The sequence below is a fragment of the Streptomyces sp. NPDC089919 genome (assembly GCF_040684615.1).
In the GTDB taxonomy this organism is placed as follows: domain Bacteria; phylum Actinomycetota; class Actinomycetes; order Streptomycetales; family Streptomycetaceae; genus Streptomyces.
On sequence record NZ_JBFBGK010000002.1, the window covers coordinates 46,564 to 72,268 of the forward strand.

Below are 25,705 nucleotides of genomic sequence, written 5' to 3' on the forward strand. Positions count from 1 at the left end.
CACGGTCGTCAGCGGTCCCAGCGGCACCGGCAAGTCCAGCCTCCTGATGCTGCTCAAGCATGTGGTGGGTGGCAAGGCAGTACTGACCCCGGCCGTCCGCGACCACGTCCTCTCGGCCCGGGCCGAGGTCGTAATCGGCGAGCAGCACGTGATCCTCAAGAGGACCGTGAACGACACCCGCTCCGGCCAGGTCGATGTCCTGGATCCACGGACCCTGACCACCCTCAACACCTATGCCGTACAGGCGGACGGTGGCCTGCCACTCCTGTCGGACTACCTCCTGACGGCGCTCGACTTCCCCCGCGAGACGATCCCCTCCAGCCGTGACGGCAAAGCCACCACGCGGGACCTCACCTTCACCGACTTGTTCGCCTACGTGTACCGGGAAGCCCGCAACATCGACCGCGAAGTCGTGGGACACCTCGACACCTGGTTCAGAACCAAACGCACCGCCCTCTTCAAGCTGATGTTCGCGCTCACCGACAGCACCGTGCTGGAACTCAGCCGCAAGCTGGGGGAGCTTAAGGAGGAGCTCCGCAAGAAGACGGACGAGTACGAGAACGTCAAGAACTTCCTCGGTGCCACTGACCCCCGCACCGAGGACCAACTGCGGGCCGAACTTACCAACCTGCGGGACAGGCTGCAGCGAGCCGATTCAGCACTGGCATCCCTGCGCCATGAACTGGAGGAGAGCACCGCCGCCGACGCCGTCCTCCGCCAAGACCTGCGGGCGGCCGTGGACAGTGCCCGCAACGCCACGCAGGACGTCCTTGCGGCACAGGACCTCGTCGAGGCCCGAGCCGCGGTCGTCGCCCAGGTTGAACTCGACCTATCCCGGCTCGATCGCTCAACGACCGCCATCGAGAAGCTGTCACCCTTCGACTTTGTTGTCTGCCCACGCTGCATGCAGCGCCTCAGCACCCGCCCCGTTCCCGAGGACCACTGCGTGGTCTGCCTGCAGGCCGACCCACACGACCAAGACGTCGACCCTGCCGTCATCGCGCAGACCCGCAGGACCCTTGACCTCCAGCTCCAGGACGCCCGAGCCGTACTCGAGGCCGACAGCGCCGTCCTGATGGCCGCACAACAGCGAGCCCAGCAGACCGACTTCCTTGCCCACAGCCTCCGCCGGCAACTCGACGCGCAGACCCGCGATCTCGTGGCGCCACGGTTCGATGCCATCGCCGAAGCCAGCGCCCGCGCGGCCTCGCTCAGAGCAGCCATCGACTCCGTGACCCAGCTACGAGACTCCTGGACGCGGGCGCACGCGATCGCCCGCGACGTCAGAGCCATCAAGGAGCAGCGAACCCGCGCAACCGCTGGGAAGAAGGCCCGTACGGCCGAACTCGCTGCACGGCAGACCCTCGTGAGCGACCTTGGACGGGACTTCAACACGATGATCGCGCAGTTGCGCCCTGCGCCGTGGATCCGGTCCGCGACCATCGACCCGTCGTCGTACCTGCCCGTAGTGGACAACGTCTCGTTCGAGAGCCTTCAGGCCGACGGCGGGGGCATCGTGACCTGCATCAATGTCGCGTACAGCCTCTCCCTGCTGGAGTTCGGAATCACGCACCCGGACGTCCGAGTGCCGTCCATGCTGATCATCGACTCCCCGCGAAAGGCGTCCGGGACTAACCTTGACGACCAGGCACGGGGCCATCGGACCTACCAACGATTTCAAACACTCGCCGAGGTCCACGGCTCCAAAGCCCAGTTGATCATCGCGGACAACGACTCAGCGCCGATCCCGGGCTCAGTCTTCAGCAAGATCGAACTCGACTACGACAATCCACTCGTCCCAGGTGTGGCCCACCCCGGACCCGAACACACTCACCGAGCCGAAGACGAGTCCTGATCGGGCTTCCTAAAGTGCCACTGCCGTAGATGGGGACCGTGGCCCGCGGGCTGGCCTGTGGGCTCCCGAAGGGCATGGCGGATTACCCGGAGCTTGCCCGGCGGGCCAAAGGGGTCTCGAGCTGACCCAGACCGGCTGGGTGGTCGGCTCGCCCGCGTTCATGTCACCGGAACAGGCAGGATGTCTCTGAGCTGCACTTTCGGGACGTTGAGCACCTTCTTCAGGAACGCCGCTTGGGTTCCCTTTCCGGCACCCGGTGGCCCGAGAAGGAGAAGCCGCGGTGACTCCGGGGTCATGAGCCGGGCCACAGACGGCGCTCAGCGGGCAGCCCTGGTGTGTCGGCCACGCGAATCCGGCGGTTCGCAGGTTCCTGAGGTGACGACCCCGACGGCCTGCGTCCAGAACATCCCAAGGGACCGTGTTGCTGAACGGTAGGCCGGAAGAGCCGGGCCGGCCTCTCCGCACCCGCGCGGGTGCACGCACCACGCGTCGTCAGGGCCCGTCCACGGCCGGTCTCTGTCGTCGTCCGGCCGGGGCGGCTGAGCCTGCACGTCGGTAGGAAGGCGGCTGCGCAGCTCTCCACGACGAGCGGCTACACCCAGATCGAGAGCAAGAAGGCGATGAAGGCCCGCGGCATGACGTCGCCGGACCGCGCGGAAGCCGTGCTCTTGGCCTTCTACGAGCCCGATCCCTTGAACAAGCCCCGACGGCGGGGCCTGCTCAACTGAAGGGTTTCAGCACGTTCACTCGCCTACCGGGAGCGAAGCAGTCCTTTCGGTACTTGCGCGGTGAGCACCCGCCCAATCGTCTTCGAGGATCTTCTCCACTTCCGCCATACGCGCGAGCACACGGGGGTCCTGCGCGATATAGCTCGGAAGTGACGTCCGGCTAGTCACCCCCGCCACCAGCACTTGTTCCACTGCCAGCCCGTAGGCGTTCGCCATGTCTGCACCGTCGATGTAGGCATTGGTGAGATCCGCGTCGTCCATCCGGGTCCCGTTGCAGTTCGCCCGATACATCTCAACCCCCGTCAGGTTCGCCCCCTCCAGGCTGGCACCTTGCAGGTATGCCCGAGTCATTCGGGCCCCGCTCAAATCGGCACCGTCCAACCGGACTCCACACAGGTCCGCGCGGTGAAAGTTGGCTCCGGCGAGGTTCAAGTCAGCAAGATCGATCTTTCTGCCCGAATCCACGTGCTCAGAGCCCCCGTTCCACTCCCAGATGCTGTCGTCTGGGTGCCCGCCCGGCTGGGCCGGTGGTCCGATGAGTGCGGTCAACGCCTGCTGTACGTCCGCATCGGGCCTTGTGCGTACGGAGGCGGCCGGGATGCTGGCTACCCCACCCCTGCCGCGAGCGGCCCGACGTGCCTCGGCAATGCGCATGGATCGGGCAACTGGAGGTGATGGGGCGGCACCGCGAGCGGCCCGGTCCCGTACGAAGGCTTTCAGTACCTGCGTCGCGTGCTCTGCCTGGCCAGGGGCATCTTGGACGATCTGCTCGAGGGCCAGGAGACCTCCGATTCGTACGTACATCTCTGCTGAGCCGAGGCGTTCCAATGCCTTAGTGAAGCGCTCAGTGACCTGGCCTCGCTGGGTGAGTCGGTAGTTGAATGCGGTGAACAGAAGGGCGATGCCCGCCCCGAAGAGGGCGAACAACTGCACGACAGAGGTCCGAAAGCCAGTGACCAGCGCGGCCGAACCGGTGCGCAGTTCCTTGTCGCTGAGGTACTCGCCGTCAGCCCACCAGGGCCCGCGCCATACAAGCAGCACCGCACCGATGGCAGCCATAGCTATCGCTACGCCTCCCAGAATCACAAGTCCCCGTTGTTTGCGCACGACTCATCTCACCGCACGAGTCCCCGCAGAGGCAACGTATTGAGGGGCGGGCTTCCTGATCTTTCCACCGAAGCACGGGCTCCTGGCGCAACTGACTTCGGTCGCGTCCTCGTGTTGTGCTTGCTACGGATCTTCCTGGCTGCTGTGCAGCCATACTGAGACGGTGCGAAAGGAACGCGCCGCCCAAACCGGAAGATCGATAACAGTCGACAACTGACTGCTACCGAGCGTTGCCGTTGCCCATGATCATGCGGAAGTGTCCAACCGGTGTCCATGATCACGCGGAAATGTCCATGGAATCGCGGAACCTAGAGGTGAGGGTGATCTCGGCGCCCGCCTGTGCGAGGTGTGAGACGAGGACTGCGGTCTTGGGTTGGGCCGCCCGGCACATGCCGCTGCTCGCCGCCGGCACTCCGTGGAACACGCCGACGCACCGCTGGCGTGCAAATACCCCAACCCGGGCTGCGCGCAGCCTCGTTGGGCTGCTGGTTCACCTCATCCGGTGAACTCCGCCGCTTCGGCTCGCCGCTGTGTCGACGGCAGCGGCAGGCTCGGTGATGCACGTCGGTGGCTCATCATCGGCGTCCGCCTCATGCCGCCGTCGGCGGAGCAGGAGCAAGCTGCGAGAGGTCCAGGCGCCGCCGAGGCGCTGTTGGGGCTGATCGTTCTTCGGGCGTTGGCAGGTGGACCGTACGGGGCGAGGAACCGCCGCACCCTCCAGGGGGCGGCCTGATTCCTTGCCAGCACGAGGCTTCGGGACTCGGGCGCGTGACACGCTCCCGATGGTCGGGAGCTTCGGTGCTCGCCCGGGACGCTCGGGTGGAAGGACGACGCCATGGCCGTGAAACGGTCCGATGACATCTACCCGCAGATTGGCAACGTCCTCTGGGGCGATCGCCTCGCGGACGCGATCGAGAACACCTGCGCGGACCACGGAGTCGTGCCGCCTCCGCGGCAGGCAATCCTCGAGGGTCTGGCCGCAGCGCTCCCGGACACGGAGGTCAAGGCACTGATTGCCACCCTGCGTGGCAGGAGGGTCCTTAAGCCCAACGCCTACCGGCTCGTGCAGGCCGGTGACGAGCAGGTGCTGCTGCTGACCTGCGATGTTCACGGCGCCGCAGTGGTCCCGTGGGACCTCAACGACCGGACCGCCGTCTGCTGGTCGTCGCCTGCTCCGGAGGCCAGCCAGCGCGTCAAGGACCTCGTCGCCGCCGAGCTGGCGCTCCAGGACGCCGCGAAGAGCGCGAAGTCCGCGGAGAAGGAGCGGGAAGCCCTGCGCCGAGCGCCTGGGGACGACGCGTACGCGCCGCAGGCGCTGGCTGCAGCCACGCAGAAGCACCAAGACGCCGTCCGCCGCGTACACGAGTTCGAGAGCCAGAAGCGCGCTCTCCTCTCCGCTCTGGGCCACCGGCGGCCACGGCCGGTCGTCCGCGCCGTGCAGGAGGACGGGCAGCCGAAGGCGGCGCTCTCCTTGGCCGAGCAGCCCTACGCAGTGGCCGTCCACATGCAGCGGTACGCCGCCGACAACCTGGAGCGCGCCGGGAAGACCCGCGGGTACGACCTGGCCGAGTCCCTCGCGGACGCGGGCCAGCTCTCCAAGGGCATGAACGTCCTGCAGCAGTGGCAGATCACCGACTCCGTTGGCACGGTGTCGAATCTGTGGCGGCTGGCCGCCGTGACCGGGAACAACCGTGCGCTGGCCCGGCTCAACGTCTTCCGGGTGCGCCCGGAGCACCTGGTCACGGGCATGCCCCAGTCCCTCGTGCCCATGCCGAAGGACAAGAAGGACGGCCCCGAGCCGCTGCTACTGAGCTTGCGGGAGATCCTGAACCGGCTCTCCGCCCGGCTCAACAGGGACGGTGCGAAGCCGGAAACGGAGGCGACCGACCCATCGCTCAGGGCTGCGAAGATCGCCACGGTGTCCGCGGAGATCGTGATCGGCTGTACCAAGCCCGAGGCCCTGGAACACGTCCTGCGGGCCCTGAACGTCAACGACCACCTGCGCGGCATTCAGCCCTACGACGAGGACGCACGGCTGATCGCCCTGTTCGCAACGCTCGTCGACGCCTACGCCAGGGAGTCCCTCCTCGCGGACGCGCTCGCCGAGGCGTTCCCCGACGCGCGCGCCGTGGACCTGCTCGATCTGACAGGGGTGCGCGACGCGCTGACGGTCAACGGGCCGCTGGATCCGCTGGAGCCGCTCGTGCCCGCAGGTGCCAACGTCTCCCCGGTCGTGCTGCGCGACATCGCGGTGCGTGCCATCACCGGGCTGGTGTTTCCCGGGATCCCGCCCGAGACTCCACAGAAGACGAACGGGCGCACCGTCCGCGACACCGGGCAGTTCTGGCCCGTCGTCAGAGGGACGCTGCAAGAGCCGGCGTGGAGCCAGATCCGGGCGAGGACGGCCGAGGCGCGTACGCGCTTGTGGTCCGCCGCCGTCGCGCAGCTGTTCGTACACCGGGGCAACATCCTCTCCGCCCTCGGTCTCTTCGGCACCACGGAGACCAGGGAAGGCGCCGGACAGGATCCGAGGCCGCTCACAGAACTGTTCCTGGGGGCGGAGGCCGGTGATGCAGCCGCATGGGCCGCACTGGTCCAGCGGATGGCGCCGGCGCTGATCCACGCTCCGCAGTCGTTCATCACCCCCGGCCAGGGCAGCGAGGCGGGTGCCGGACGCAAGGGCGTGCGCCGCACCCCCAAGAGCGCCCTCGCCGCCCTGACGCTGGCGTACACGGCGGGCGCGCCGGGTGTCAGCCGGGCCCTTCTCCTCGCGTTCGCGAAAACTGTGCTGGAGCACCCGGACGCGCCGCGGCCGCCCGAGCCGGACGACGGCACGCCCCTGATCTGCTACGGGGAGCAGCACTGGGCCGAAGCAGACCGGACAGCGATCACCGCGGGGATGGTGATCGCTCCGGATTCCGAGGGCCGGCCCACCCACTACGTCGCCGACAAGGCGTGGTTCGACGAACTGTTCCCCGTGGACCTCGGTATCCCGGTGCCGGAAAGCCCTGTCAACGCTCTTGCGGGCGACGGGAATACGGCGGACGCCGGTACCTTGACCACCACGTACGGCGAGGCGGCTGCCGACCCACGCGACCAGCTGACTGCCCTGCGCCGAGAGCTGCCAGCACGGGTCGAGCTCGTCGAGGGGAGCTACCTGAAGGCGGTGGACGCCGCCCACACCCTGATGACGGACTTCGAGGAGGCGCACCGCCTGCGCGTCCAACTCGGGGAGGATCCGCTCCCGGCCCAGCAGCGGATCGAGTGGATGGAAAAGCTGGCAAAGGTACGGACCGCGGCACACGCCAGCGTGACAACGCTTGAACAGGTGGAAGCACTGATCCTGAAGGTCTGACTGGCCGGATCGGGTACGGGCGGGCCCTCGAAGCGATCGAGGCTCGCCCTCCTCGAAACAGGCTGCGAGTATTCGAACGTGCCGACTGGCGTGAGCATCGACTGGGGAGCTCCGTGGGGTGGACCGTGAGACGGTGGCGCAGGGCCGGTTGCCCGTGCCGCCGCTCGTGCCGGGCGAGTTGGCGGAGGTGTAGCTGCCGCAGCCGTCCACCGCCGAGGGGCCGGACGGTGAGCGGCACTGGACGGGTACGGGCCCTGCTCGCGTCCGACACCGGGTGGGCGGCGAAGGGCCACCAGGTGGCGTGGGGACAGGCCGTCGTGATCGCCCGGGCGGTACCGCCCGTTGCCGCAGGGGACCGCCCCGTGCGCGGTAAGGAGCTGATCACCCTCGGCCCGGCCGCGTTCGACGCCCGCACCGGCGCGCTCAGGTCCGTCGGCAGCATCCCGGTGGTCCCTCCGCTGCTGGATGTGTGGCGGGCACCGACCGACAACGACGACGGCATCGCCTTGTACGACGGCACGCACTACAGCCGTCTGTGGCGTGAACTGGGCCTGCACCGGATTGAGCATCGGCTCGACGGAGTCGAGGCGAGTGGCGAGGCGCTGACGGTCAGGACCCGGGTGGCGCCGGCCACCCGCGAGGTGGGCCTGGCCACGGCGTACCGCTGGACCTCCGACGGCACGTGGCTGCGGCTGACGGTGTCGGTGACGCCGGAGGGCGACTGGACCGTTCCGCTGCCCAGACTCGGCATCCGCCTCGGCCTGCCGCAGGCCGACCAGGTGAGGTGGTTCGGCGGCGGCCCGGGCGAGGCCTACCCGGACACCAGGTCGGCGTCCGTGGCCGGCCGCTGGCAGGCCACGGTGGACAGCCCGCAGACCCCGTACGTCCGCCCGCAGGAGAATGGCGCCCGTGCCGACGTCCGCTGGGTGGAGCTCGGCGGCCTGCGGATCGAGGGCGGCCCGGAGTTCTGCTTCACCGCCCGGTGCTGGACCACCGAACACCTCGACACGGCCCGACACCTGACCGACCTGACGCCCGGCCACACGGTGTGGGTCAACCTCGACCACGGCCAGCACGGCATCTGCTCGCAGTCCTGCGGCCCGGGCCCGCTGCCGCAGCACGTTCTGCGGGCCGGGCCCGCCGAGTTCTCCTTCGTCTTCTCGGAGCCCTCCGCACTCCCGGCCGGTGACGACAGGTAGTCCCGGCTATCTCGTGCATCGTGTGTTCGGCCACCCGCCCCTGGACGTGTGGCCGACGGCGCCCTTCTCCCGTGCTCTAGAAGAAGCCGAGGCGCTTCGGCGAGTAGCTGACCAGCAGGTTCTTGGTCGACTGGTAGTGGTCGAGCATCATCTTGTGGGTCTCCCGGCCGATGCCTGACTGCTTCACTCCTCCGAAAGCAGCGTGGGCGGGGTAGGCGTGGTAGCAGTTGGTCCAGACGCGGCCGGCCTGGATGGCACGGCCGGCGCGGTAGGCGGTGTTGATGTCGCGGGTCCAGACGCCGGCGCCGAGGCCGTAGGCGGTGTCGTTGGCGATGCGGATCGCGTCGTCGAAGCCCTGGAAGGACGTGACGGAGACGACCGGGCCGAAGATCTCCTCCTGGAAGATCCGCATCCTGTTGTCGCCCTCGAAGATGGTCGGCTGGACGTAGTAGCCGCCGGACAACTCCCCGTCGTACGCGACCCGCTGACCGCCCGTCAGGATCTTGGCGCCTTCCTGCTGGCCGATGTCCAGGTAGGAGAGGATCTTCGCCAGCTGGTCGGCGGAGGCCTGCGCGCCGATCATCGTGTCGGTGTCCAGGGGGTGCCCCGGGACGATGAGTTCGGTGCGGGCCACCGCCGCGTCGAGGAAGTCCCCGTACCGGCCGCGCTCGATCAGTGCGCGCGAGGGGCAGGTGCACACCTCGCCCTGGTTGAGGGCGAACATGGTGAAGCCCTCGAGCGCCTTGTCGCGCAGGTCGTCGTCGACGGCCCAGACGTCGTCGAAGAAGATGTTGGGGCTCTTGCCGCCCAGTTCGAGGGTGACCGGCTTCAGGTGCTCGGCCGCGTACTGCATGATCAGGCGGCCGGTGGCGGTCTCGCCGGTGAAGGCGATCTTCGCCACCCGGGGGCTCGAGGCCAGCGGCTTGCCCGCCTCCTCGCCGAAGCCGTTGACGATGTTGACCACGCCCGGCGGCAGCAGGTCGGCCACCAGGGACATCCAGTAGTGGACCGAGACCGGGGTCTGCTCGGCCGGCTTGAGCACCACCGCGTTGCCCGCGGCCAGTGCCGGGGCCAGCTTCCAGACCGCCATCAGGATCGGGAAGTTCCAGGGGATGATCTGCCCGACCACGCCCAGCGGCTCGTGGAAGTGGTAGGCGACGGTGTCCTCGTCGACCTCGCTCAGCGCGCCCTCCTGCGCCCGCAGCGCGCCCGCGAAGTACCGGAAGTGGTCCACGGCCAGCGGGATGTCGGCCGCCAGGGTCTCGCGGACCGGCTTGCCGTTCTCCCAGCTCTCCGCGACCGCGAGGCGTTCCAGGTTCGCCTCCATCCGGTCCGCGATCCGCAGCAGCACCTGGGCCCGCTCCGCCGCCGGCACCCGGCCCCAGGCGGGAGCCGCCGTGTGGGCCGCGTCCAGGGCCGCCTCCACGTCCTCGGCGGTACCGCGGGCCACCTCGGTGAAGGGCTGCCCGTTGACCGGCGAGGGGTTCTCGAAGTATCGGCCGCGGGCGGGGGCCACGTACCCGCCGCCGATCCAGTGGTCGTAGCGGGCGGCGTACTCGACGATCGAGCCCTCGGTGCCGGGCGCTGCGTAACGTGTCATCCCTGGTCCTCCCGGTGTCCGGCGCCCGCCGGGTGCGGCGGGCGTCGGCAGGACGCTAGGCGCCGGCACGTTGCACGGACGTTGCGCTCGCGCGGCGCCCCCCCCGGCCGGGACCACCCGCGCCCGCACCCCGGCCGCCCGACCGCGAACGCCCTCACACGGTCCCGTCCGCCGTCCCCAGTTCCGCGTCCAGCGCCCGTACCCGCTCCAGCGCCGGCCCGCGCCGCCCCGGTGCCAGGGCCGCCGCCAGGGCCCGCCAGACGCTCACGTCCTGCTCGCCCCACGGGCTGTACGCCCAGTCGCCGAGCAGCCCCGCGTCCCCGCGGTCCAGCAGCGCCGAGCGCAGCCGGTCGGTCAGCCGGCGCCGCAGCCGGACGACCTCCGGGGCCGTCGACCCCGGCAGCAGGGGCCCGGGATAGCCGCGCAGCGCGGCCGACACGGCGCCCAGGGCCAGCCGTTCGGCGACCCGTCCGGCGTCCGTCGCCACCGGCACCGCCAGCCGGTACGGGCGGGACAGCAGCGTCCCGGGACCCAACAGGCCCCGCAGCCGCGAGAGCTCGGCCCGCAGCGTGACCGGTGAGACCCGCTCGTCCTCGTAGAGCGCGACCAGCAGTTCGTCCCCGGTCAGCCCCTCCGGCCGGTCGGCGAGCAGCAGCAGGATCTCGCTGTGCCGCCGCCCCAGCCGCAGCCGCCGCCCGCCGCAGCTGAACTCCGCCTCGTCCCGGCCCAGTACCCGCAGCTCGGCCACGTCCGGCGCGGTCGTCCCGAGGAGTGCCAGCTGGGCCTCCGCGGCCCGCGCCACCGCCTGGACGAAGGCCAGCGAGTGCGGATGCGCCAGTCCGTCGCCGCCGGTGATGTCCACCGCCCCCAGCAGGCCGCCGCCGCGCGGATCGTGCAGCGGCGCGGCGGCGCAGGTCCAGGGGTGCACGCGGCGGCTGAAGTGCTCGGCGCCGAAGACCTGCACCGGCCGGTCCAGGGCCATCGCCGTGCCCGGGGCGTTCGTCCCCATCGCCGACTCGGCCCAGCGGGAGCCGGGGACGAAGCCGAGCCGGTCCGCGCGGCGCCGGGTGGCCGGATGCCCCTCCACCCACAGCAGCCGTCCGCCCGCGTCGCACACGGCCAGCAGGTGCTCGCCGTCCGAGGCCACCGCGCCCACCAGCTCCCGGACCACCGGCATCACCCGCGCCAGCGGGTGTTCCTCGCGGTACGCGGCCAGTTCGCCCTCGGACAGGTCCACCCGCGCCGCGGCCTCGGGACTCACCCGGGCCCGGGCGCAGCGCCGCCAGGACTCGGCGACCACGGCGCGGACCGGTGGTCCGAGCCGGCCGTCGGCCGTGAAGGCGGCGTGCGCCCGGCGCAGCGCCCGGGACCGCTCCGCCGGATCGGCGCCGGCCGGCAGCGCCACCCACGGATCGCTCAACTCGCCCTCCAGGCCTCGGCACCGCCCCCGCCGCGCCCTCATCGTCGTACCGCCGGACGGGTCCGGCAAGGCACGCGTCGGCCAGCGGGGCCGTCTGCGCGGCCGGTTGGGTGTGCCCCGCCCGCGGGCCCGGGCGGGGGCTGGGTACGCTGCCCTGCGAACGCCCGTGTGCGACCGGGCGACGCACGCCGCACCACCGCAGGGCAACACCCCAGGGGGATCCCCATGGCCAGCAGCGCAGGCGACGACCGGCGCGCCGTCTTCCGCGAGTACGTCGACGCCGTCGGACTGCACGGCATGGCCGGGGCGGAGGCGGCCGGCCTGCAGCCCTCCGAGTGGTACGCGCTCAGCCTGCTCACCCGCGCGGGCGCGCTGACCTCCGGTGAGCTGGCCACCGGCACCGGCCTGACGACGGGCGCGACCACCCGGCTGATCGACCGGCTGCAGCGGGCCGGCTACGTCCGGCGCGCCCACGATCCGGCCGACCGCCGCCGGGTGCTGGTCGAACCGGTGCCGTACGCGCTGGCCGACGTGGAGACGGCGGTGGCCCCGGCCCGCCGCCGGATCGCCGACCTGATCGAGACGTACACCCCCGAGCAGCGGGCCCTGCTCTTCGACTACTTCGGGCGGGCCGCGCCCGCCTTCCGCGAGGCGACGGAGGAGATCCGGGAGACCGTCGCGCCCCGCCGCCGGGGTCCCGCGAGGTGATCGGACCTCACGCCTCCTCCGGCTCCGCCGCAGCCAGGGCCGCCGCCGGATCGGCCTCGGCCCCGCCGGCCGGGGCCCAGTGGCCGCGGTCCTGCCGGTAGGGCCACCAGCGGCCGTCCCGGCCGTACCGCAGCTGGGCCGACCCGTCCGCGAGCGTCCAGCGGTTGCCGGCCGCCCGCAGGTCCGGGCGCTCGCCCTCCTCCCAGGCGGCGGCCAGCGCGGCCCGGGCCCGGGCCAGTCCGGCGGGGCCCGGGGCCCACTCCTCCTCCAGTACGGCCAGGCCGGCGGGGCCCCCGTACCGCCAGGCCCGTACCGCCCGGGCCAGGCCCGCCCGGTCCCGACCGGTGCCGGCCGCCAGCCGGGCCAGCACCCGGGCGTCGGCGGCCTCGGCGGCCAGCCGTACCGCGTCCTGATCGGGCGTCAGCGGCGCGGTGGCCGGGTGCTCCGGGTGGTCCGGCTCCAGGGCCCGGGCCAGCAGCCGGTGCGCGGTGCCCGCGGCGGACTCGGCCAGGAACCACAGCGCGTCCACGTCGATCCCGCCGTCCGGCTCGGCCTCCGCCTCCAGCAGCGGCGGCTGGCCGGGTACGGCGGGCAGCCCCGGCAGGGCGGGCAGCGGCGGCAGGACCCCGGCCGTCCCGAAGGCCTCCGCGGCCGGCATCCCGGCCGGCTCCGCGCCGTCCGGGCCGTCGGGTCCGGCTCCGGACGGCGGCGGGGCGCTGCCCTGCGCCAGCCCGTCGAGGACCGCCCGCTCGGTGCGCCCGCGCATCAGCAGCAGGACGAACGGGTCCTGGTCCAGCAGCCGCGCCACCTGGTAGCACAGGGCCGCGGTGTGCGCGCAGTGGTCCCACTCGCCGCAGTCGCACGCGGGCTCCAGATCGCCCGCCCCCGGCAGGAGTTCGACTCCGGCCGCGGTGGCGTCCCGGTCCAGCCCGGGCGGCACCTCCCGGTCCAGCAGCGCCGCGACGTACCCCGCCTCCGCCGCGGCCAGGGCCAGGAAGCGCGCCCAGTCCCGGTCGTCCAGCGGCCGGACCAGTACGTCGGTGCGGTGCGCGGTGCCGTCCCCGTCCGTGACCACGGCGGTGAGCCGGCCCGGGCGCACCGAGACCGCCCCGACGGCACCGGCCCGGGCGGAGCGCCGGCCCTGCCGGAGCTGCTGCCCGTCGAGAGCGCTCGCCTCCAGGGCGTGCAGCCAGGACCGGCCCCACCAGGTGCCCGCGAAGGCCCGGCCGCCGGCCGCGGGGGGCAGCGCGGCGAAGGTCAGGACCGGCCCCTCGGGCCCGTCCGCCGGGTCGTCCGTACGGCGGTTCATCGCGCGCCTCCCCGCAGTTCGACCAGCTCGGCCAGTTCCGTGTCGGTCAGCTCTGTGAGGGCGCCCTCGCCCTCGGCCGCCAGCACCGCCTCGGACAGGGCCTGTTTGCGCTCCAGCAGCCGGGCGATCCGGTCCTCGACGGTGCCCTCGGCGATCAGCCGGTGCACCTGCACCGGCTGGGTCTGCCCGATCCGGTAGGCGCGGTCGGTGGCCTGGGCCTCGACGGCCGGGTTCCACCAGCGGTCGTAGTGGATCACATGGCCCGCCCGGGTGAGGTTCAGTCCGGTGCCGGCGGCCTTGAGCGACAGCAGGAACACCGGGACCTCACCGGACTGGAAGCGGTCCACCAACTCCTCCCGGGCGGCCACCGGGGTCCCGCCGTGCAGCAGCTGCGAGGGGATCCCCCGGGCCGTCAGGTGCTCCCGGATCAGCCGGGCCATCGCCACGTACTGGGTGAAGACCAGCACGGCGCCGCCCTCGGCGAGGATGGTGCCGAGCAGTTCGTCGAGCAGTTCCAGCTTCCCGGAGCGCTCCGGCCCGGCCGCCGGCTCCGCGTCGGCCTGCCCGAGGTACTGCGCCGGGTGGTTGCAGATCTGCTTGAGCGAGGTGAGCAGCTTGAGCACCAGCCCGCGCCGGGCCGGACCCCGGGCCCCCGCGATCTCCGCCAGGGCCTCCCGCACCACCGCTTCGTACAGGCCGATCTGCTCCTTGGTGAGCGCGACCGGGTGGTCGGTCTCGGTCTTCGGCGGCAGTTCGGGGGCGATCCCCGGGTCGGACTTGCGGCGCCGCAGCAGGAAGGGCCGGACCAGCGCGGCCAGCCGGGCGGCGGCGGCCGGGTCGCCGCCCTCGGCGGCGCGCGCGTAGCGGGTGCGGAAGGCGCCGAGCCGCCCCAGCAGGCCCGGGGTCGTCCAGTCCAGTACGGCCCACAGGTCGGAGAGGCTGTTCTCCACGGGCGTGCCGGTGAGCGCCACCCGGGCCGGCGCGGGCAGCGTCCGCAGCGCCTTGGCCGTGCCCGAGCGGGGGTTCTTGACGTGCTGCGCCTCGTCGGCGACCACCAGCCCCCAGGGGACGGCCGCCAGCCGCGGGGCGTCCAGGCGCATGGTGCCGTACGTGGTCAGCACGAAGCCGTCCGGCGCCGGGTCCGCCAGACTCCGCGCCGGGCCGTGGAAGCGGCGCACCGGGGTGCCCGGGGCGAACCGCTCGATCTCCCGCTGCCAGTTGCCCATCAGGGAGGCCGGGCAGACCACCAGCGTGGGCCCGGCGGTGGCGGGCTGCCGGGCCCGGTGCAGGTGCAGCGCGATCACCGTCACGGTCTTGCCCAGGCCCATGTCGTCGGCCAGGCAGCCGCCCAGCCCCAGCGCCGTCATCCGGGCCAGCCAGTCCAGACCGCGCAGCTGGTAGTCGCGCAGGGTCGCCGCGAGGGCGGCCGGCTGGGGCACCGGCGCCGCTCCGGGGGCCGCCGGATCGGCGACCGCGGCCCGTAGCCGCTCCAGGGCGCCGGTGGCCAGGACCGGTACCTGCTCGCCGTCGACCTCGGCGGTGCCGGTGAGCGCCGCGGCCAGCGCCGGCGCCGCGGGGAGCTTGTGGTCCTGGCGCCGCCGGGCCCGGTGGAGTTCGGCCGGATCGAGCAGCACCCAGCGGTCGCGCAGCCGGACCAGCGGGCGGCCCGCTTCGGCCAGCCGGTCCAGTTCGGCCCGGCCCAACTGCTGGTCGCCCAGGGTGAACCACCAGGTGAAGGCCGCCGGCGGGGCCGGCACGCCGGGCGCCGGGGCCCGGTCGTCGCGGCGGTCCGGCGTCCCCGGCTCCTCCTCGGGCCCGCCGAGGACCGCGCGGGCGTCGAGGTCCTGGACCAGGCCCCGGGGCCAGTGCACCGGGACGCCGTCCGCGGCGAGTTCCCGGGCGGCCGGGCCGAGCAGCTCGACGACCTCCTCGTCGGTCAGCTCCACGGCGTCCGGTACCGCCGAGGAGAGCAACGGCTCCAGCGGGGGCCACACCAGGGCCGCCCGGCGCAGCGCCAGCAGCGCGTCCAGCCGGGCCCGCGGCGGGAAGGAGCGGGCGGCGGCGCCCCGGCCCGCCCACACGTCCGCGGCGTCCGCGACCACGGCCGGGTCGCCGAGGCCGTGCACCTGCAGGACGGCCCGGAAGCCGGCCGCCGACAGATCGGCGACGGCCTCGGGGGACGCCCCCTCCGGTACGTCGGTGAGCTCCACCCGCAGCGAGATCCGTACGCCCGCGTCGTGCCCCGCGGACACCTCCGCGGCCCAGGCCCGGACCGCGGGCGAATCGATCCGCCGGGGCGCCGGGCCGGCGAAGGCGGCGGAGCCCGCGGCCAGCGCGGCTGCGGGGGAGCGCGGCAGCGTGTCGGCCACCGCGTCGAGGAAGGCACGGACCAGGGCCTCGGGATCGGGCAGCCGCAGCGGCCCCGGACCGGGCAGCGGGACGCAGTGCGCGCCGGGCGGCATCGCGGCCGCAAGGTCGCGCACGGCCTGTACGTCGGCCGCTTCGAGCGGGCCGAGCCGCCAGGCGTCGTGGCCGGCCGGGCTGAGTCCGGGGAGCAGCAGCCCGCGGGCGGCGAGGTGCAGCGCCAGCAGCACGGCCGCGCCCCAGAAGGCCGGGGCCCCGCCGGCCGGCGTCGGCCCGGCCCCCGCGGCCGCGCGGGCGCGGGTGAGCAGGGGCAGCGCCGCGGGCAGCGGCAGCACCAGCACGGGTACGAGCGCGGTGCGCAGCTCCGCGGTGACGACGGTCAGCTCCTCGACCGTCCCGCCGTCGGTGCCGGGCAGTTCGGGCAGTTCGGTGCACCCCGGGAACCAGAAGGCGATCCGTCCGGTCCGGGCCGGGTCGGCGGGCAGGAAGACGGCGTGGCAGTCGGCGAGCTCGAGGAAGAGGTCGGAGAACTCTGGAGGCACGCGTTCCTCTTGTTCGACGTCTCGGGGCCGGGGGCGGCCGAGGGTACCCCAGCGCCCCGGCCCGACGAGGGCGCCCGCGCCGTGACCCGGGTCACTTCCGGCTTGCGGGAACGGCCGGCCCGGGCGGACCGTTGAGGGGGTACGGAACGCGCGAGGAGGTGGCGGATGTCGAACCGCGGGAAGGTGGCCGCGGCGGGAGTGCTGGCGGCGGTCGTGCTGTTCTGGACGGTCGGCTTCTGGGCCGGGCTGCTCGTCCTGATCGGCGTACCGGTGGCCGCGTACCTGCTGCTCGACGACTCGCAGCGGCGGCGGGTGCGCGGGATGGGGCGCAAGCGCATAGGCCGCTGAGGCCTGCCTCGCGGGGCCGCCACGAGCTGCCGTGCGGCCGCCGGTTAGGGTCGTGCCGGGCGCGATGTCGACATGTCGTCCGGTGGTCGCTCCGGCGCGCCGGCCGGCGGTTACGGGGAGGAAGACGGCCATGAGCGGTTCGGTCGCAGCGGTCAGCAGCAACGGGGCGTACTCGTTCACCAAGCCCAACCGGGAGAGCATCACCCTGCTCGCGGGGCTCGGCGTCGAGGGGGACGTGCACGCGGGGGTGACGGTCAAGCACCGCTCCCGGGTGGCCCAGGACCCGACGCAGCCCAACCTGCGCCAGGTGCACCTCATCCATGAGGAGCTCTTCGACGAGGTCGCGCGGGCGGGCTTCGAGGTGCGGGCCGGTCAGCTGGGGGAGAACGTCACCACCACCGGCATCGACCTGCTCGCGCTCTCCGCCGGCACCCTGCTGCGCCTGGGCGAGCAGGCCGTCGTCGAGGTCACCGGCCTGCGCAACCCCTGCCTGCAGATCGACCACTTCCAGGACGGCCTGCTCAAGCAGGTGGTCGGCCGGGACGAGAGCGGCGCGGTGGTCCGCAAGGCGGGCGTCATGGGCGTGGTCCGGCAGGGCGGCACCATCCGGCCCGGCGACGGGATCGAGGTCGAGGCCCCGGCCGGCCCGCACGTCCCGCTCGAGCGGGTCTGAGCAGGCGGGTCGGGCCGGGACCGCGGTCCCGGCCCGCCGCACGCTGCCCGGAGCCGGTCAGTAGTAGTCGCGCATCAGCTCGACCGACCACTGCGGCTGCCGCAGCTCGCCGCGCGGCCCGAACTCCGCCAGGTAGGGCTTGATGTCCAGGACGGGCGTGCCGTCGACCGCGTCCAGCCCCGCCACGTGCACGTCCAGCCCGTCGACGGCGAGGATCCGGCAGCGGGAGACGCCCAGCCGGTTGGGGCGGTTCTTGCCGCGCTGGGCGAAGATCCCCACCAGCGGCCAGTCGGGGTTGCCGCGCGGGCGCCGGGCGCCCGCCTCGATCTTCGCCACCGGCACCCGGTCGAAGTGAAAGACGACCTCGATGTGCGAGAACGCGTCGAGTCCGTACAGGGCCTCGGGGCCGAACCGCGCGGCGTCCAGGCGGATGACCGCGCTCTCCTTGTCCCAGTCGTCGTCGGTCACGGCCGTGCGGCCGCCGAGCACCACGCCGATGGGTTCGCACTCCACCACTGTCATCCCGTACCTCCCCGTGATCGTGCCGACACCGGCGCCCGATCGTAACCGGGGGACCGGGCGGGGTCAGGCCGGCCGGACCGCGATCTTCTCCAACGCCTCCAGCAGGCCCGGGAGTTCGCTGCCGCGGCCGATCGGGACCACGCCGCCGGGCTCCTCGTCCAGGAGCACGAAGGCGATGTCGTCGGTCCGGGCGACCAGCGACCAGCCGGGGCCGTCCACCCGCAGGGTGCGGGCCTCCTCGGTGCCGAAAGTGGAGCGGATCCGGCCGGGCGGCGGCGGGGTGACCGTGTAGGCGCGGGCCTCGTCGAGCACCCGGCGCACGCCCTCGTGGCCGTAGCGGGGCGCGTCGCCGTCGGCGGCCTCCGTCTCGGCCTCCGCGTCGGGGTCCTCGGGGTCCTCGGGTCCCGGTATGTCGAACTGCGCGCGCCAGGCCCCCCACTGCACGGCGATCTCGTCCGCGCCGAGCCGGCGCTGTGCGGGGCCCCAGCCGTCCGGGGCCGGCGGGGCCAGCGGGACGCGGTTGGTGCCGTCGGCGCCCTGCTCCGGATCGTGCGGCTCGGGCAGGTCCGGGGCCGCGACCGCGAGCGCGATCGGCCAGCCGGCCAGCGAGGAGACGATGGTCCGCTCGTCGGGGGAGAGGTCGTACTCCATCCCGCAGTCCCAGGAGGCGATGGCCACCGCGACCAGCGAGACGTCGTCCACCACGACCGTCCAGCGGGCGCCGTCCTCGTCCTGCCCCAGGACCAGGCCGTAGCCCTCCTCGTACGGCGTCAGCCCGAGCAGCCCGCAGGCCTGCGGGTAGTCGTCCCCCAGGACGCTGGGGAACTGCGCGGGGGTGAGCAGCACGGCGGACAGCACGAAGAGCGAGCCGCCCGAGTCCGCCCCGGCGGGCTCCCCGCCCACGGCGTCCTCCACGGCGGCGTCCGCCCCTGCGGTCCCCTCGCCCGTACCGGCCACGTGTCCCTCCCCGTCGCATGCTTGTCGGCGCACCCTAACCAGCGGGTAACCCGCGCGTCGAGAGCCCGCCGGGACCGATTTCCGCGGCCGTCCCCGGCGGGTCGGCCGGCGGGCCCCGGCGGCGGGCCAAGGGATGTTCCCGCACGTAGAGTTGGCCTTCCACGACGGAGAGGGCGTGCGGTGCAGCGATACGACCGGCTCAAGGAGATCCGCCGGCTCGACCCCGGGAAGGACTTCCTGGCGATCTACCGGCTCACCGCCACGTACGAGTTCCCCTGGGACTTCACCCGGGCCCTGGAGCTCGCCCTCTACCGCACCTACACCGTGCCGAGCATCGGTGCGCTGCTCGCCGCGACGGGGGAGTTCACCGAGCGCCCCCAGAAGCGCTACGACGACACCGCGCTGCTGCTCGACGCGGTGGTGGAGCACGGCTTCGACACCGAGCAGGGCCGCACCGCCGTGCGCCGGATCAACCAGATGCACCGCAGCTACGACATCACCGACGACGACATGCGCTACGTCCTGTGCACGTTCGTCGTGATCCCCAAGCGCTGGCTGGACGACTACGGCTGGCGCCCGCTGTGCGCAGTCGAGCGGCAGGCCTCCGCCCGCTACTACGCCACCCTCGGGCGGCACCTGGGCATCACGGACGTACCGGACACGTTCGAGGAGTTCGAGGGCTTCCTCGACGCCTACGAGGCCGCGCACTTCGGCTGGGACGAGGGCGGTCGGCGGGTGGCCGACGCCACCCTCGACCTGATGGCCTCCTGGTACCCGGCCCCGCTGGCCCCGCTGCTGCGGTCGGCGAGCCTGGCGCTGCTGGACGAGCCGCTGCTGCGCGCCTTCCGGTACGAGGCCCCCGGCCCGGCGCTGCGCACCCTCGTCCGCGGCGCGCTGCGGCTGCGCGGCCGGGCCGTCCGGCTGCTGCCGCCGCGCACCGCCCCGCACTACGCCCGGCAGAACCCCGAGATCAAGGGCTACCCGAACGGCTACCGGCTGGCCGGGCTGGGCACCACGCCGGTGCCGGGGCTGCGCGGCTGCCCGGTCCCGCACGCCCGCCCGACCGCGGGACCCGACGCGGCCGAGCCCGCCGCGGGCCCGGGGGAGCCGGCTCAGTCCTGACGTACGGCCAGGGCCAGGAAGCGGGCGTCCTCGTCGGCGTACGAGACCATCCGCCAGCCGGAACCGGCCAGCAGCGGGCCGAGGTTGGGCTCGGCGCGGAGGTCCTGCGGGCTGAGCTCGCGGCCGTGCCGGGCGGCGAGCGCGGCCCGGCCGATCGGGTGGAAGAGCGCGAGCCGGCCGCCGGGCCGGACCGTCCGGGCCAGCTCCCGCAGGTTCCCGGCCGGGTCGGGCAGGTGCGCGATCAGCCCCGCCGCGAAGACCGCGTCGAGCACGCCGTCCCGCAGCGGCAGCCGGGCGACGTCCGCCCGGAGCAGGGTGCCGTCGGCGTCCCGCCCGGCGCCGGCCGCGGCGGCCAGCATCTCCGGGGTGAGGTCCGCGCCGAGGACCGTCCCCGCCGCGCCCACCGCCGCGCGCAGGGCGGGCAGCGCCCGGCCGGTGCCGCAGCCCGCGTCCAGCACGCGGTCGCCGGGCCGCAGACCGAATTCGGCCACGGCGAGGGCGAAGGCGGGTCCGTCGTCCGGGAACTTGGCGTCCCAGTTCGCGGCACGGGCACCGAAGAACTCCTGGACGTGTGTCTGGTCGTCAGTCATGCGTCCATGATTCCGTACCGGGGCCATGCCAAGCGTGTGCAGCCTGTCACCGCTTGTGATCGGGTGTGAACGTCTCTCTGTCATATTCCAGCAGCTTTCGAAATGCGCCCCTTGTTCGCGCCCTCACCCGGACTAGCGTCCCGTGGCCATGGGACACCTGGACCACGCAGCCTATGGATGGCTGACACCCGTACTGTCATACGTGATGGCCTCCGTCGGCGCCGCCCTCGGGCTGCGCTGCACGCTGCGCGCGCTGGGCGCCACCGGGCGCTCCCGGCGCAACTGGCTCCTCACCGCCGCCTCCGCCATCGGCACCGGCATCTGGACCATGCACTTCGTGGCCATGCTCGGCTTCAGCGTCACCGGCACCGAGATCCACTACGACGTGCCGCTGACCGTCCTCAGCCTGCTGGTCGCCATGCTGGTGGTCGGAGCCGGGGTGTTCGCCGTCGGATACGGCAAGGACCGCGGCCGCTCGCTGCTGCTCGGTGGGCTGACCACCGGACTCGGCGTGGCGAGCATGCACTACATCGGCATGGCCGCGCTCCGGCTGCACGGCCACATCTCGTACCGCCCGGCGACCGTCGGGCTGTCCGTCGCCATCGCGGTGGTCGCCGCCACGGCCGCGCTCTGGGCCGCGCTCAACATCAGGTCCCCGCTCATGGTGGCCGCCGTCGCCTCGCTCATCATGGGTGCCGCCGTCACGAGCATGCACTACACCGGGATGATGGCCATCGCCGTCGAGGTCGACCCCTCCGGCGCCGCACTCCCCGGGGCCACGGCGGTGCAGTTCATCTTCCCCCTCGCCGTCGGCCTTGGCTCCTACCTCTTCCTCACCTCCGCCTTCGTGGCCCTCTCCCCGACCGCCGACGAGCGCGCCGCCTCGGCCGCGGCCCGCCGGCTGGGCGAGGAGCACCCCGCCGGCGCCCACTGACCGCCGCCCGCCCGCAGACGTACCGACCGCACCTTCCGGAACGAGGAGCTCATGCGCACACCCCGCAGGACCCCGGACGCAGGAGGGCCCGCGCTGCCCGTGCCACCGGCGCGCGGCCGCCGGGCGCATGCGGGCCCGCCGGCCGAGGAGGAACGTCCCGCCGAGCACCGCGCCCCGGCCGGTCCGCCCGAGCCGGCCCCGGGCGCCGGCCCCGGCCGCCCGGGCCTGCGGCCCCGTACCGTCCGCGCGAAGATCGTCTCGCTGCTGATGGTGCCGGTGGTCTCCCTGCTGGCGCTGTGGGCGTTCGCCACCGTGGGCACCGCGCAGGACGTGGCCCGGCTGAGCCGCCTGCAGCGGGCCGACCAGGAGGTACGTGCCCCGGTCGGCGCCGCGGTCGCCGAGCTCCAGGCGGAACGTATCGCCGCGGTGCGCTACCTGGCCGCACCCGGCCCCGAACGGGCCGCTGCCCTGGACGCGCAGGCCGCCCGGACCGACGCCGCGATCGCCGCGCTGCGGCTGGGCGACCGCCACACCGTCGCCGACGCCGGGGACTACCCGCCCGCGGTCGCGGCCCGGCTGGGCACCTTCGTCACCGCGGCCGAAGGCCTCCAGGTGGCCCGCACCGACGTCACCGCCCGCAAGCGCACCCCCGTCGCGGCCCTGGACGACTACACCGCGGTGATCGGGGCCGCCTTCGCCGTCGGCGGCGCGCTCGGCACCGGTCACGACGACCCGCACGGGGCCGAGGCCCGGGTGCTGCTGGAGTACGGCCGGGCCGCCGAACAACTCGCCCGCGAGGACGCGCTGCTCGCCCTGCGCGCCGCCGGTCCGCCGGCCGCCGACACCGTACGCCGCTTCGCCGCCGCGGCCGCCACCCGGCGCGGCCTCCTCGAAGCCGCCGCCCCCGACCTGCCCGCCGCCCGGCGCGCGAGCTGGCGCGCCGTCACCCGCGGCCGGCCGTACGCCGCGCTCACCGCGGCCGAGGACCAGGTGACGGCCGGCGGCGGCCGGGGCGTGCCCGCCGGGTGGGAGAGCGCCCGAGCCGCGGTCGCCGACGCGATGCGGGACCTCGACGCCAAGGCCCGCGCCGCGGCCGCCGACCGCGTCGACCCGCTGGCCGACGGGGTGCTCGGCACTGCCGGCGGCGCGGTCCTCCTCGGCCTGCTCGCGGTCGGCGCCTCCCTGGTCATCTCGGTCCGGATCGGCCGGGGACTGGTGGTCGAACTGGTCTCGCTGCGCAACGGCGCGCTGGAGATCGCCCACCGCAAACTCCCGGACGCGATGGACCGGCTGCGCGCCGGCGAGGAGATCGACGTGGTGGCCGAGGCGCCGTCCGGGCCCTCCGACGAGGACGAGATCGCCCAGGTGGGCGAGGCCCTGGCGACCGTGCACCGGGCCGCCCTCAGCGCGGCCGTGGAGCGCGCCGAACTGGCCAGCGGGGTCTCCGGGGTGTTCGTCAACCTCGCCCGGCGCAGCCAGGTGCTGGTGCACCGGCAGCTCAACCTGCTGGACGCGATGGAGCGGCGGGCCGACGACCCGGCCGAGCTGGGCGACCTCTTCCGCCTGGACCACCTCACCACCCGGATGCGGCGGCACGCCGAGAGCCTGATCATCCTCTCGGGCGCGGCCCCGGGCCGGGCCTGGCGACTGCCGGTGCCGCTCACCAACGTGGTGCGGGCCGCCGTCTCCGAGATCGAGGACTACCCGCGGGTGGAGGTCCGCCAGCTCGGCGAGGCCGCCGTGATCGGCGGCGCGGTGGCCGACCTCACCCATCTGCTGGCCGAACTGGTGGAGAACGCCGCGCAGTTCTCGCCCCCGCACACCAAGGTGCGGGTCAGCGGGGAGCCGGTCGGCACCGGCTACGTGCTGGAGGTGGAGGACCGCGGGCTCGGCATGGGGCCCGAGACGCTGGCCGAGGCGAACCGGCGGATCGAGCAGTCCGAGGCGCTGGACCTCTTCGACAGCGACCGGCTCGGCCTCTTCGTCGTCAGCCGGCTCGCCGCCCGCCACGACGTCAAGGTGCACCTGCGCCCCTCGCCGTACGGCGGGACCACCGCGGTGGTGCTGCTGCCCACCGCCCTCCTCCAAGGGGCGCTGCCGCCGGGGGAGAACGAACGCCCCGGCGGCCGGCCCCAGGACCTGGAACCGGAGCCGGAGCCGCTGGCGGTCGGGCGGGGTGCCCGGCAGGTCACCGCGCGCGCCATGGCCGGCCGGTCGGCCGGCGGGGCGCCCGTCGGGTCCGCCCCGTCCGCAGCGCCGGGGTCCATCGGCCCCTCGGGTCCGGCCGGGGCGGCCGGGCGCGAGGCGGAGCCGTCCGTCGCCGAAGCGCCGCCGGCCCCGGTGGCGACCCTGCGGCCGCGCGGGAGCGGCGGCCGGCCGCCGGCGCCCGCCGCGGTGCCGGGGACGGCGGCGCTTCCCGAAGGCGTCACCGAACTGCCCCGCCGGGTCCGCCAGGCCAGTCTCGTACCGCAGTTGCGCGAGGCGCCCGCCGGCCCGGCCGGGGGACCCGACTCCGCCGAGGACCAGCCCGTCCGCAGTCCCGAGGAGGCCCGGGACCGGATGGCCGCCTACCGCGACGGCTGGGCGCGGGGCACCGACGAAGCCACCCACGAAGGCACCGAAGGAGAGCGCTCGTGATCGAACACCAGAGGGTCGACCGGGACGGCACCCGCAGATCGGGTGAACTGGACTGGCTGCTGGACGACATGGCGATGCGGGTGCGCGAGGTCCGGCACGCCGTGGTGCTGTCCAACGACGGGCTCGCGGTCGGCGCCTCCAGCGCCCTGAGCCGCGAGGACGCCGAGCACCTGGCGGCCGTGGCCTCCGGGTTCAACAGCCTGGCCAAGGGCGCCGGCCGGCACTTCGGGGCCGGCGGAGTGCGCCAGACGATGGTCGAGATGGACGACGGCTTCCTGTTCGTGGCCGCCGCCGGGGACGGCTCCTGCCTCGCCGTGCTGGCCGCCGCCGGGGCCGACATCGGGCTGATCGCCTACGAGATGGCGCGGCTGGTCAAACGCGTCGGCGAGCACCTGTACACCCCGCCGCGGTTCGCCGACCACCCGCCGGCCGCGGGCTGAGCGGGACGGCCGGGCACATGACGGGCACGACGGCGACGACGGGCGGGACGGCCATGACGGACGGCGGGGACGGCAGACGCGGCGCGGACGACCCGGCGGGACCGGGGACCCCCGGCGGTCCGGGCGGCGCGGGCGGGCGCTGGTACGACGCCGAGGCGGGACCGCTGGTGCGGCCGTACGCCCTGACCGGCGGCCGGACCAAGCCGGGCCCCAGCGGGGTGCGGTTCGACCTGATAGCGCTGGTGGTCGTGGACCCCGGCGGCGCCGACGCGGCGGCCGAGTCCCTGCTGGGACCGGAACACCGGGCGCTGCTGTCGCTGTGCCGGGCCGAGACCCAGTCGGTCGCCGAGCTCTCGGCGGAGGCCGATCTGCCGGTGGGGGTGGTGCGGGTGCTGCTCGGGGACCTGCTGGAGGCCGGCCACGTGCGGGTGAGCCGGCCCGTGCCCCCCGCCCGGCTGCCGGACGAGCGGATTCTGCGGGAAGTCATCGAGGGATTGCGAGCGTTGTGATGGGACAGGACGTCGGACCCGAGGGGACCACCGCCGACGGCGGGGAGCTGGCCGCCCTCGCGCTGAAGATCCTCGTGGCGGGCGGCTTCGGGGTGGGCAAGACCACCCTGGTCGGCGCGGTCAGCGAGATCCGCCCGCTGCGCACGGAGGAACTGCTCAGCGAGGCGGGCGAACTGGTCGACGACACCGGGGGCGTGGACCAGAAGCGGACCACGACCGTGGCGATGGACTTCGGCCGGATCACCATCCGGTCGGGGCTCTCGCTCTACCTCTTCGGCACGCCCGGCCAGGACCGCTTCTGGTTCCTGTGGGACGAGCTGTCGCAGGGCGCGCTCGGCGCGGTGGTGCTGGCCGACACCCGGCGGTTGGAGGACTGCTTCCCCGCGGTGGACTACTTCGAGCACCGGCGGATCCCCTTCGTGGTGGCCGTCAACTGCTTCGCGGGGGCGCGGGCCTACGGTGCGCTCGACGTGTCGCGGGCGCTGGACCTCGAACCGGGCACCCCGGTGGTGCTGTGCGACGCCCGGGACAAGGACTCGGGGAAGGAAGTGCTGATCCGGCTGGTGGAGTACGCGGGACGGGTGCACACCGCGCGGCTGCTGGACTCGGTGGAGTCCCCGGCGGGTCCGGTCTGAGAAGTCCCGGCGGGGCGGCCGCGGTGCGGCCGGGCCCGGTGGCGGGGTGCTCCCGGGCCCCTCACGGGCCGGATTGTGCCCCTTGACAGCCGTCCCGCGGGAGCCGGGGACGGGGCCGGCGGCGCCGGGAAGGGACCGTATCGCAGTGATG

The 25,705-nt window shown here is 73.8% G+C and carries 19 protein-coding genes and 1 pseudogene; 12 read left to right on the plus strand and 8 right to left on the minus strand.

What is annotated here, in order from left to right; all coding sequences use genetic code 11:
- The first annotated feature begins 46 nt into the window (after positions 1 to 46).
- The gene (locus AB0O40_RS01315) at positions 47 to 1,855 is read left to right on the plus strand and encodes a hypothetical protein (protein WP_365034382.1); all 1,809 of its coding nucleotides are present in this window, start codon (positions 47 to 49) and stop codon (positions 1,853 to 1,855) included.
- Positions 1,856 to 2,598: 743 nt separating this feature from the next.
- On the opposite strand, the gene AB0O40_RS01320 is transcribed toward AB0O40_RS01315, so the two are convergent.
- A complete protein-coding gene (locus AB0O40_RS01320) occupies positions 2,599 to 3,642 on the minus strand; it encodes a pentapeptide repeat-containing protein (protein WP_365034384.1) in 1,044 nt (347 codons plus the stop codon).
- Positions 3,643 to 4,525: 883 nt separating this feature from the next.
- Here AB0O40_RS01320 and AB0O40_RS01325 point away from each other — a divergent pair.
- Positions 4,526 to 7,045 (plus strand): hypothetical protein, encoded by a 2,520-nt coding sequence (locus AB0O40_RS01325; protein ID WP_365034386.1) that lies wholly within the window; start codon positions 4,526 to 4,528, stop codon positions 7,043 to 7,045.
- Between the two features lie 118 nt (positions 7,046 to 7,163).
- Positions 7,164 to 8,244, plus strand: a pseudogene (locus tag AB0O40_RS01330) (beta-galactosidase domain 4-containing protein); the annotation flags it as partial.
- 76 nt (positions 8,245 to 8,320) lie between these two features.
- Here the strand turns inward: AB0O40_RS01330 and AB0O40_RS01335 are convergent.
- Both AB0O40_RS01335 and AB0O40_RS01340 read right to left on the minus strand, forming a co-directional pair.
- Positions 8,321 to 9,844 (minus strand): aldehyde dehydrogenase family protein, encoded by a 1,524-nt coding sequence (locus tag AB0O40_RS01335; RefSeq protein WP_365034388.1) that lies wholly within the window; start codon positions 9,842 to 9,844, stop codon positions 8,321 to 8,323.
- Positions 9,845 to 9,998: 154 nt separating this feature from the next.
- Positions 9,999 to 11,264, minus strand: a complete 1,266-nt coding sequence (locus AB0O40_RS01340) for a GAF domain-containing protein (protein WP_365034389.1) — start codon at positions 11,262 to 11,264, stop codon at positions 9,999 to 10,001.
- Positions 11,265 to 11,489: 225 nt separating this feature from the next.
- Here AB0O40_RS01340 and AB0O40_RS01345 point away from each other — a divergent pair, with 225 nt between their 5' ends.
- Positions 11,490 to 11,972, plus strand: a complete 483-nt coding sequence (locus AB0O40_RS01345) for a MarR family transcriptional regulator (protein WP_365034391.1) — start codon at positions 11,490 to 11,492, stop codon at positions 11,970 to 11,972.
- Positions 11,973 to 11,979: 7 nt separating this feature from the next.
- Here AB0O40_RS01345 and AB0O40_RS01350 read toward each other — a convergent pair whose 3' ends face one another.
- The gene (locus AB0O40_RS01350; protein ID WP_365034393.1) at positions 11,980 to 13,281 is read right to left on the minus strand and encodes an SWF or SNF family helicase; all 1,302 of its coding nucleotides are present in this window, start codon (positions 13,279 to 13,281) and stop codon (positions 11,980 to 11,982) included.
- On the minus strand, positions 13,278 to 16,187 hold the full coding sequence (locus AB0O40_RS01355) for a DEAD/DEAH box helicase (RefSeq protein ID WP_365034395.1): 2,910 nt from the start codon (positions 16,185 to 16,187) through the stop codon (positions 13,278 to 13,280). Before AB0O40_RS01355 ends, AB0O40_RS01350 begins: the two co-directional genes overlap by 4 nt.
- Positions 16,188 to 16,352: 165 nt before the next feature.
- Here AB0O40_RS01355 and AB0O40_RS01360 point away from each other — a divergent pair, with 165 nt between their 5' ends.
- Together AB0O40_RS01360 and AB0O40_RS01365 are read left to right on the plus strand one after the other, a co-directional pair.
- On the plus strand, positions 16,353 to 16,535 hold the full coding sequence (locus AB0O40_RS01360; protein ID WP_365034396.1) for a hypothetical protein: 183 nt from the start codon (positions 16,353 to 16,355) through the stop codon (positions 16,533 to 16,535).
- Positions 16,536 to 16,665: 130 nt separating this feature from the next.
- The gene (locus AB0O40_RS01365; RefSeq protein WP_365034398.1) at positions 16,666 to 17,208 is read left to right on the plus strand and encodes an MOSC domain-containing protein; all 543 of its coding nucleotides are present in this window, start codon (positions 16,666 to 16,668) and stop codon (positions 17,206 to 17,208) included.
- Positions 17,209 to 17,265: 57 nt separating this feature from the next.
- Here AB0O40_RS01365 and AB0O40_RS01370 read toward each other — a convergent pair whose 3' ends face one another.
- Positions 17,266 to 17,730 carry an SAM-dependent methyltransferase gene (locus AB0O40_RS01370; RefSeq protein WP_365034400.1) on the minus strand — a complete coding sequence of 155 codons (465 nt, stop codon included), beginning with the start codon at positions 17,728 to 17,730 and terminating at the stop codon, positions 17,266 to 17,268.
- A gap of 63 nt (positions 17,731 to 17,793) precedes the next feature.
- Positions 17,794 to 18,645 (minus strand): hypothetical protein, encoded by an 852-nt coding sequence (locus tag AB0O40_RS01375; RefSeq protein WP_365034602.1) that lies wholly within the window; start codon positions 18,643 to 18,645, stop codon positions 17,794 to 17,796.
- 222 nt (positions 18,646 to 18,867) lie between these two features.
- Here AB0O40_RS01375 and AB0O40_RS01380 point away from each other — a divergent pair, with 222 nt between their 5' ends.
- Positions 18,868 to 19,809 (plus strand): oxygenase MpaB family protein, encoded by a 942-nt coding sequence (locus AB0O40_RS01380; protein WP_365034401.1) that lies wholly within the window; start codon positions 18,868 to 18,870, stop codon positions 19,807 to 19,809.
- Here the strand turns inward: AB0O40_RS01380 and AB0O40_RS01385 are convergent.
- Complete coding sequence (locus AB0O40_RS01385) at positions 19,800 to 20,399, minus strand: methyltransferase domain-containing protein (RefSeq protein WP_365034403.1); 600 nt, start codon at positions 20,397 to 20,399, stop codon at positions 19,800 to 19,802. The two genes, AB0O40_RS01380 and AB0O40_RS01385, sit on opposite strands and share 10 nt — an antisense overlap.
- A 148-nt stretch (positions 20,400 to 20,547) precedes the next feature.
- Here AB0O40_RS01385 and AB0O40_RS01390 point away from each other — a divergent pair, with 148 nt between their 5' ends.
- Genes AB0O40_RS01390 through AB0O40_RS01410 form a run of 5 tightly spaced genes read left to right on the plus strand, consistent with a single transcriptional unit; the run spans position 20,548 to position 25,554 of the window.
- Positions 20,548 to 21,333 carry an MHYT domain-containing protein gene (locus AB0O40_RS01390; protein ID WP_365034405.1) on the plus strand — a complete coding sequence of 262 codons (786 nt, stop codon included), beginning with the start codon at positions 20,548 to 20,550 and terminating at the stop codon, positions 21,331 to 21,333.
- Between the two features lie 51 nt (positions 21,334 to 21,384).
- A complete protein-coding gene (locus tag AB0O40_RS01395) occupies positions 21,385 to 23,970 on the plus strand; it encodes a nitrate- and nitrite sensing domain-containing protein (protein ID WP_365034407.1) in 2,586 nt (861 codons plus the stop codon).
- Positions 23,967 to 24,410 carry a roadblock/LC7 domain-containing protein gene (locus AB0O40_RS01400; protein WP_365034409.1) on the plus strand — a complete coding sequence of 148 codons (444 nt, stop codon included), beginning with the start codon at positions 23,967 to 23,969 and terminating at the stop codon, positions 24,408 to 24,410. The genes AB0O40_RS01395 and AB0O40_RS01400 overlap by 4 nt, the downstream gene beginning before the upstream one ends.
- Positions 24,411 to 24,463: 53 nt before the next feature.
- On the plus strand, positions 24,464 to 24,919 hold the full coding sequence (locus AB0O40_RS01405; RefSeq protein ID WP_365034604.1) for a DUF742 domain-containing protein: 456 nt from the start codon (positions 24,464 to 24,466) through the stop codon (positions 24,917 to 24,919).
- A complete protein-coding gene (locus AB0O40_RS01410; RefSeq protein ID WP_365034410.1) occupies positions 24,919 to 25,554 on the plus strand; it encodes an ATP/GTP-binding protein in 636 nt (211 codons plus the stop codon). Before AB0O40_RS01405 ends, AB0O40_RS01410 begins: the two co-directional genes overlap by 1 nt.
- Positions 25,555 to 25,705 lie beyond the last annotated feature (151 nt).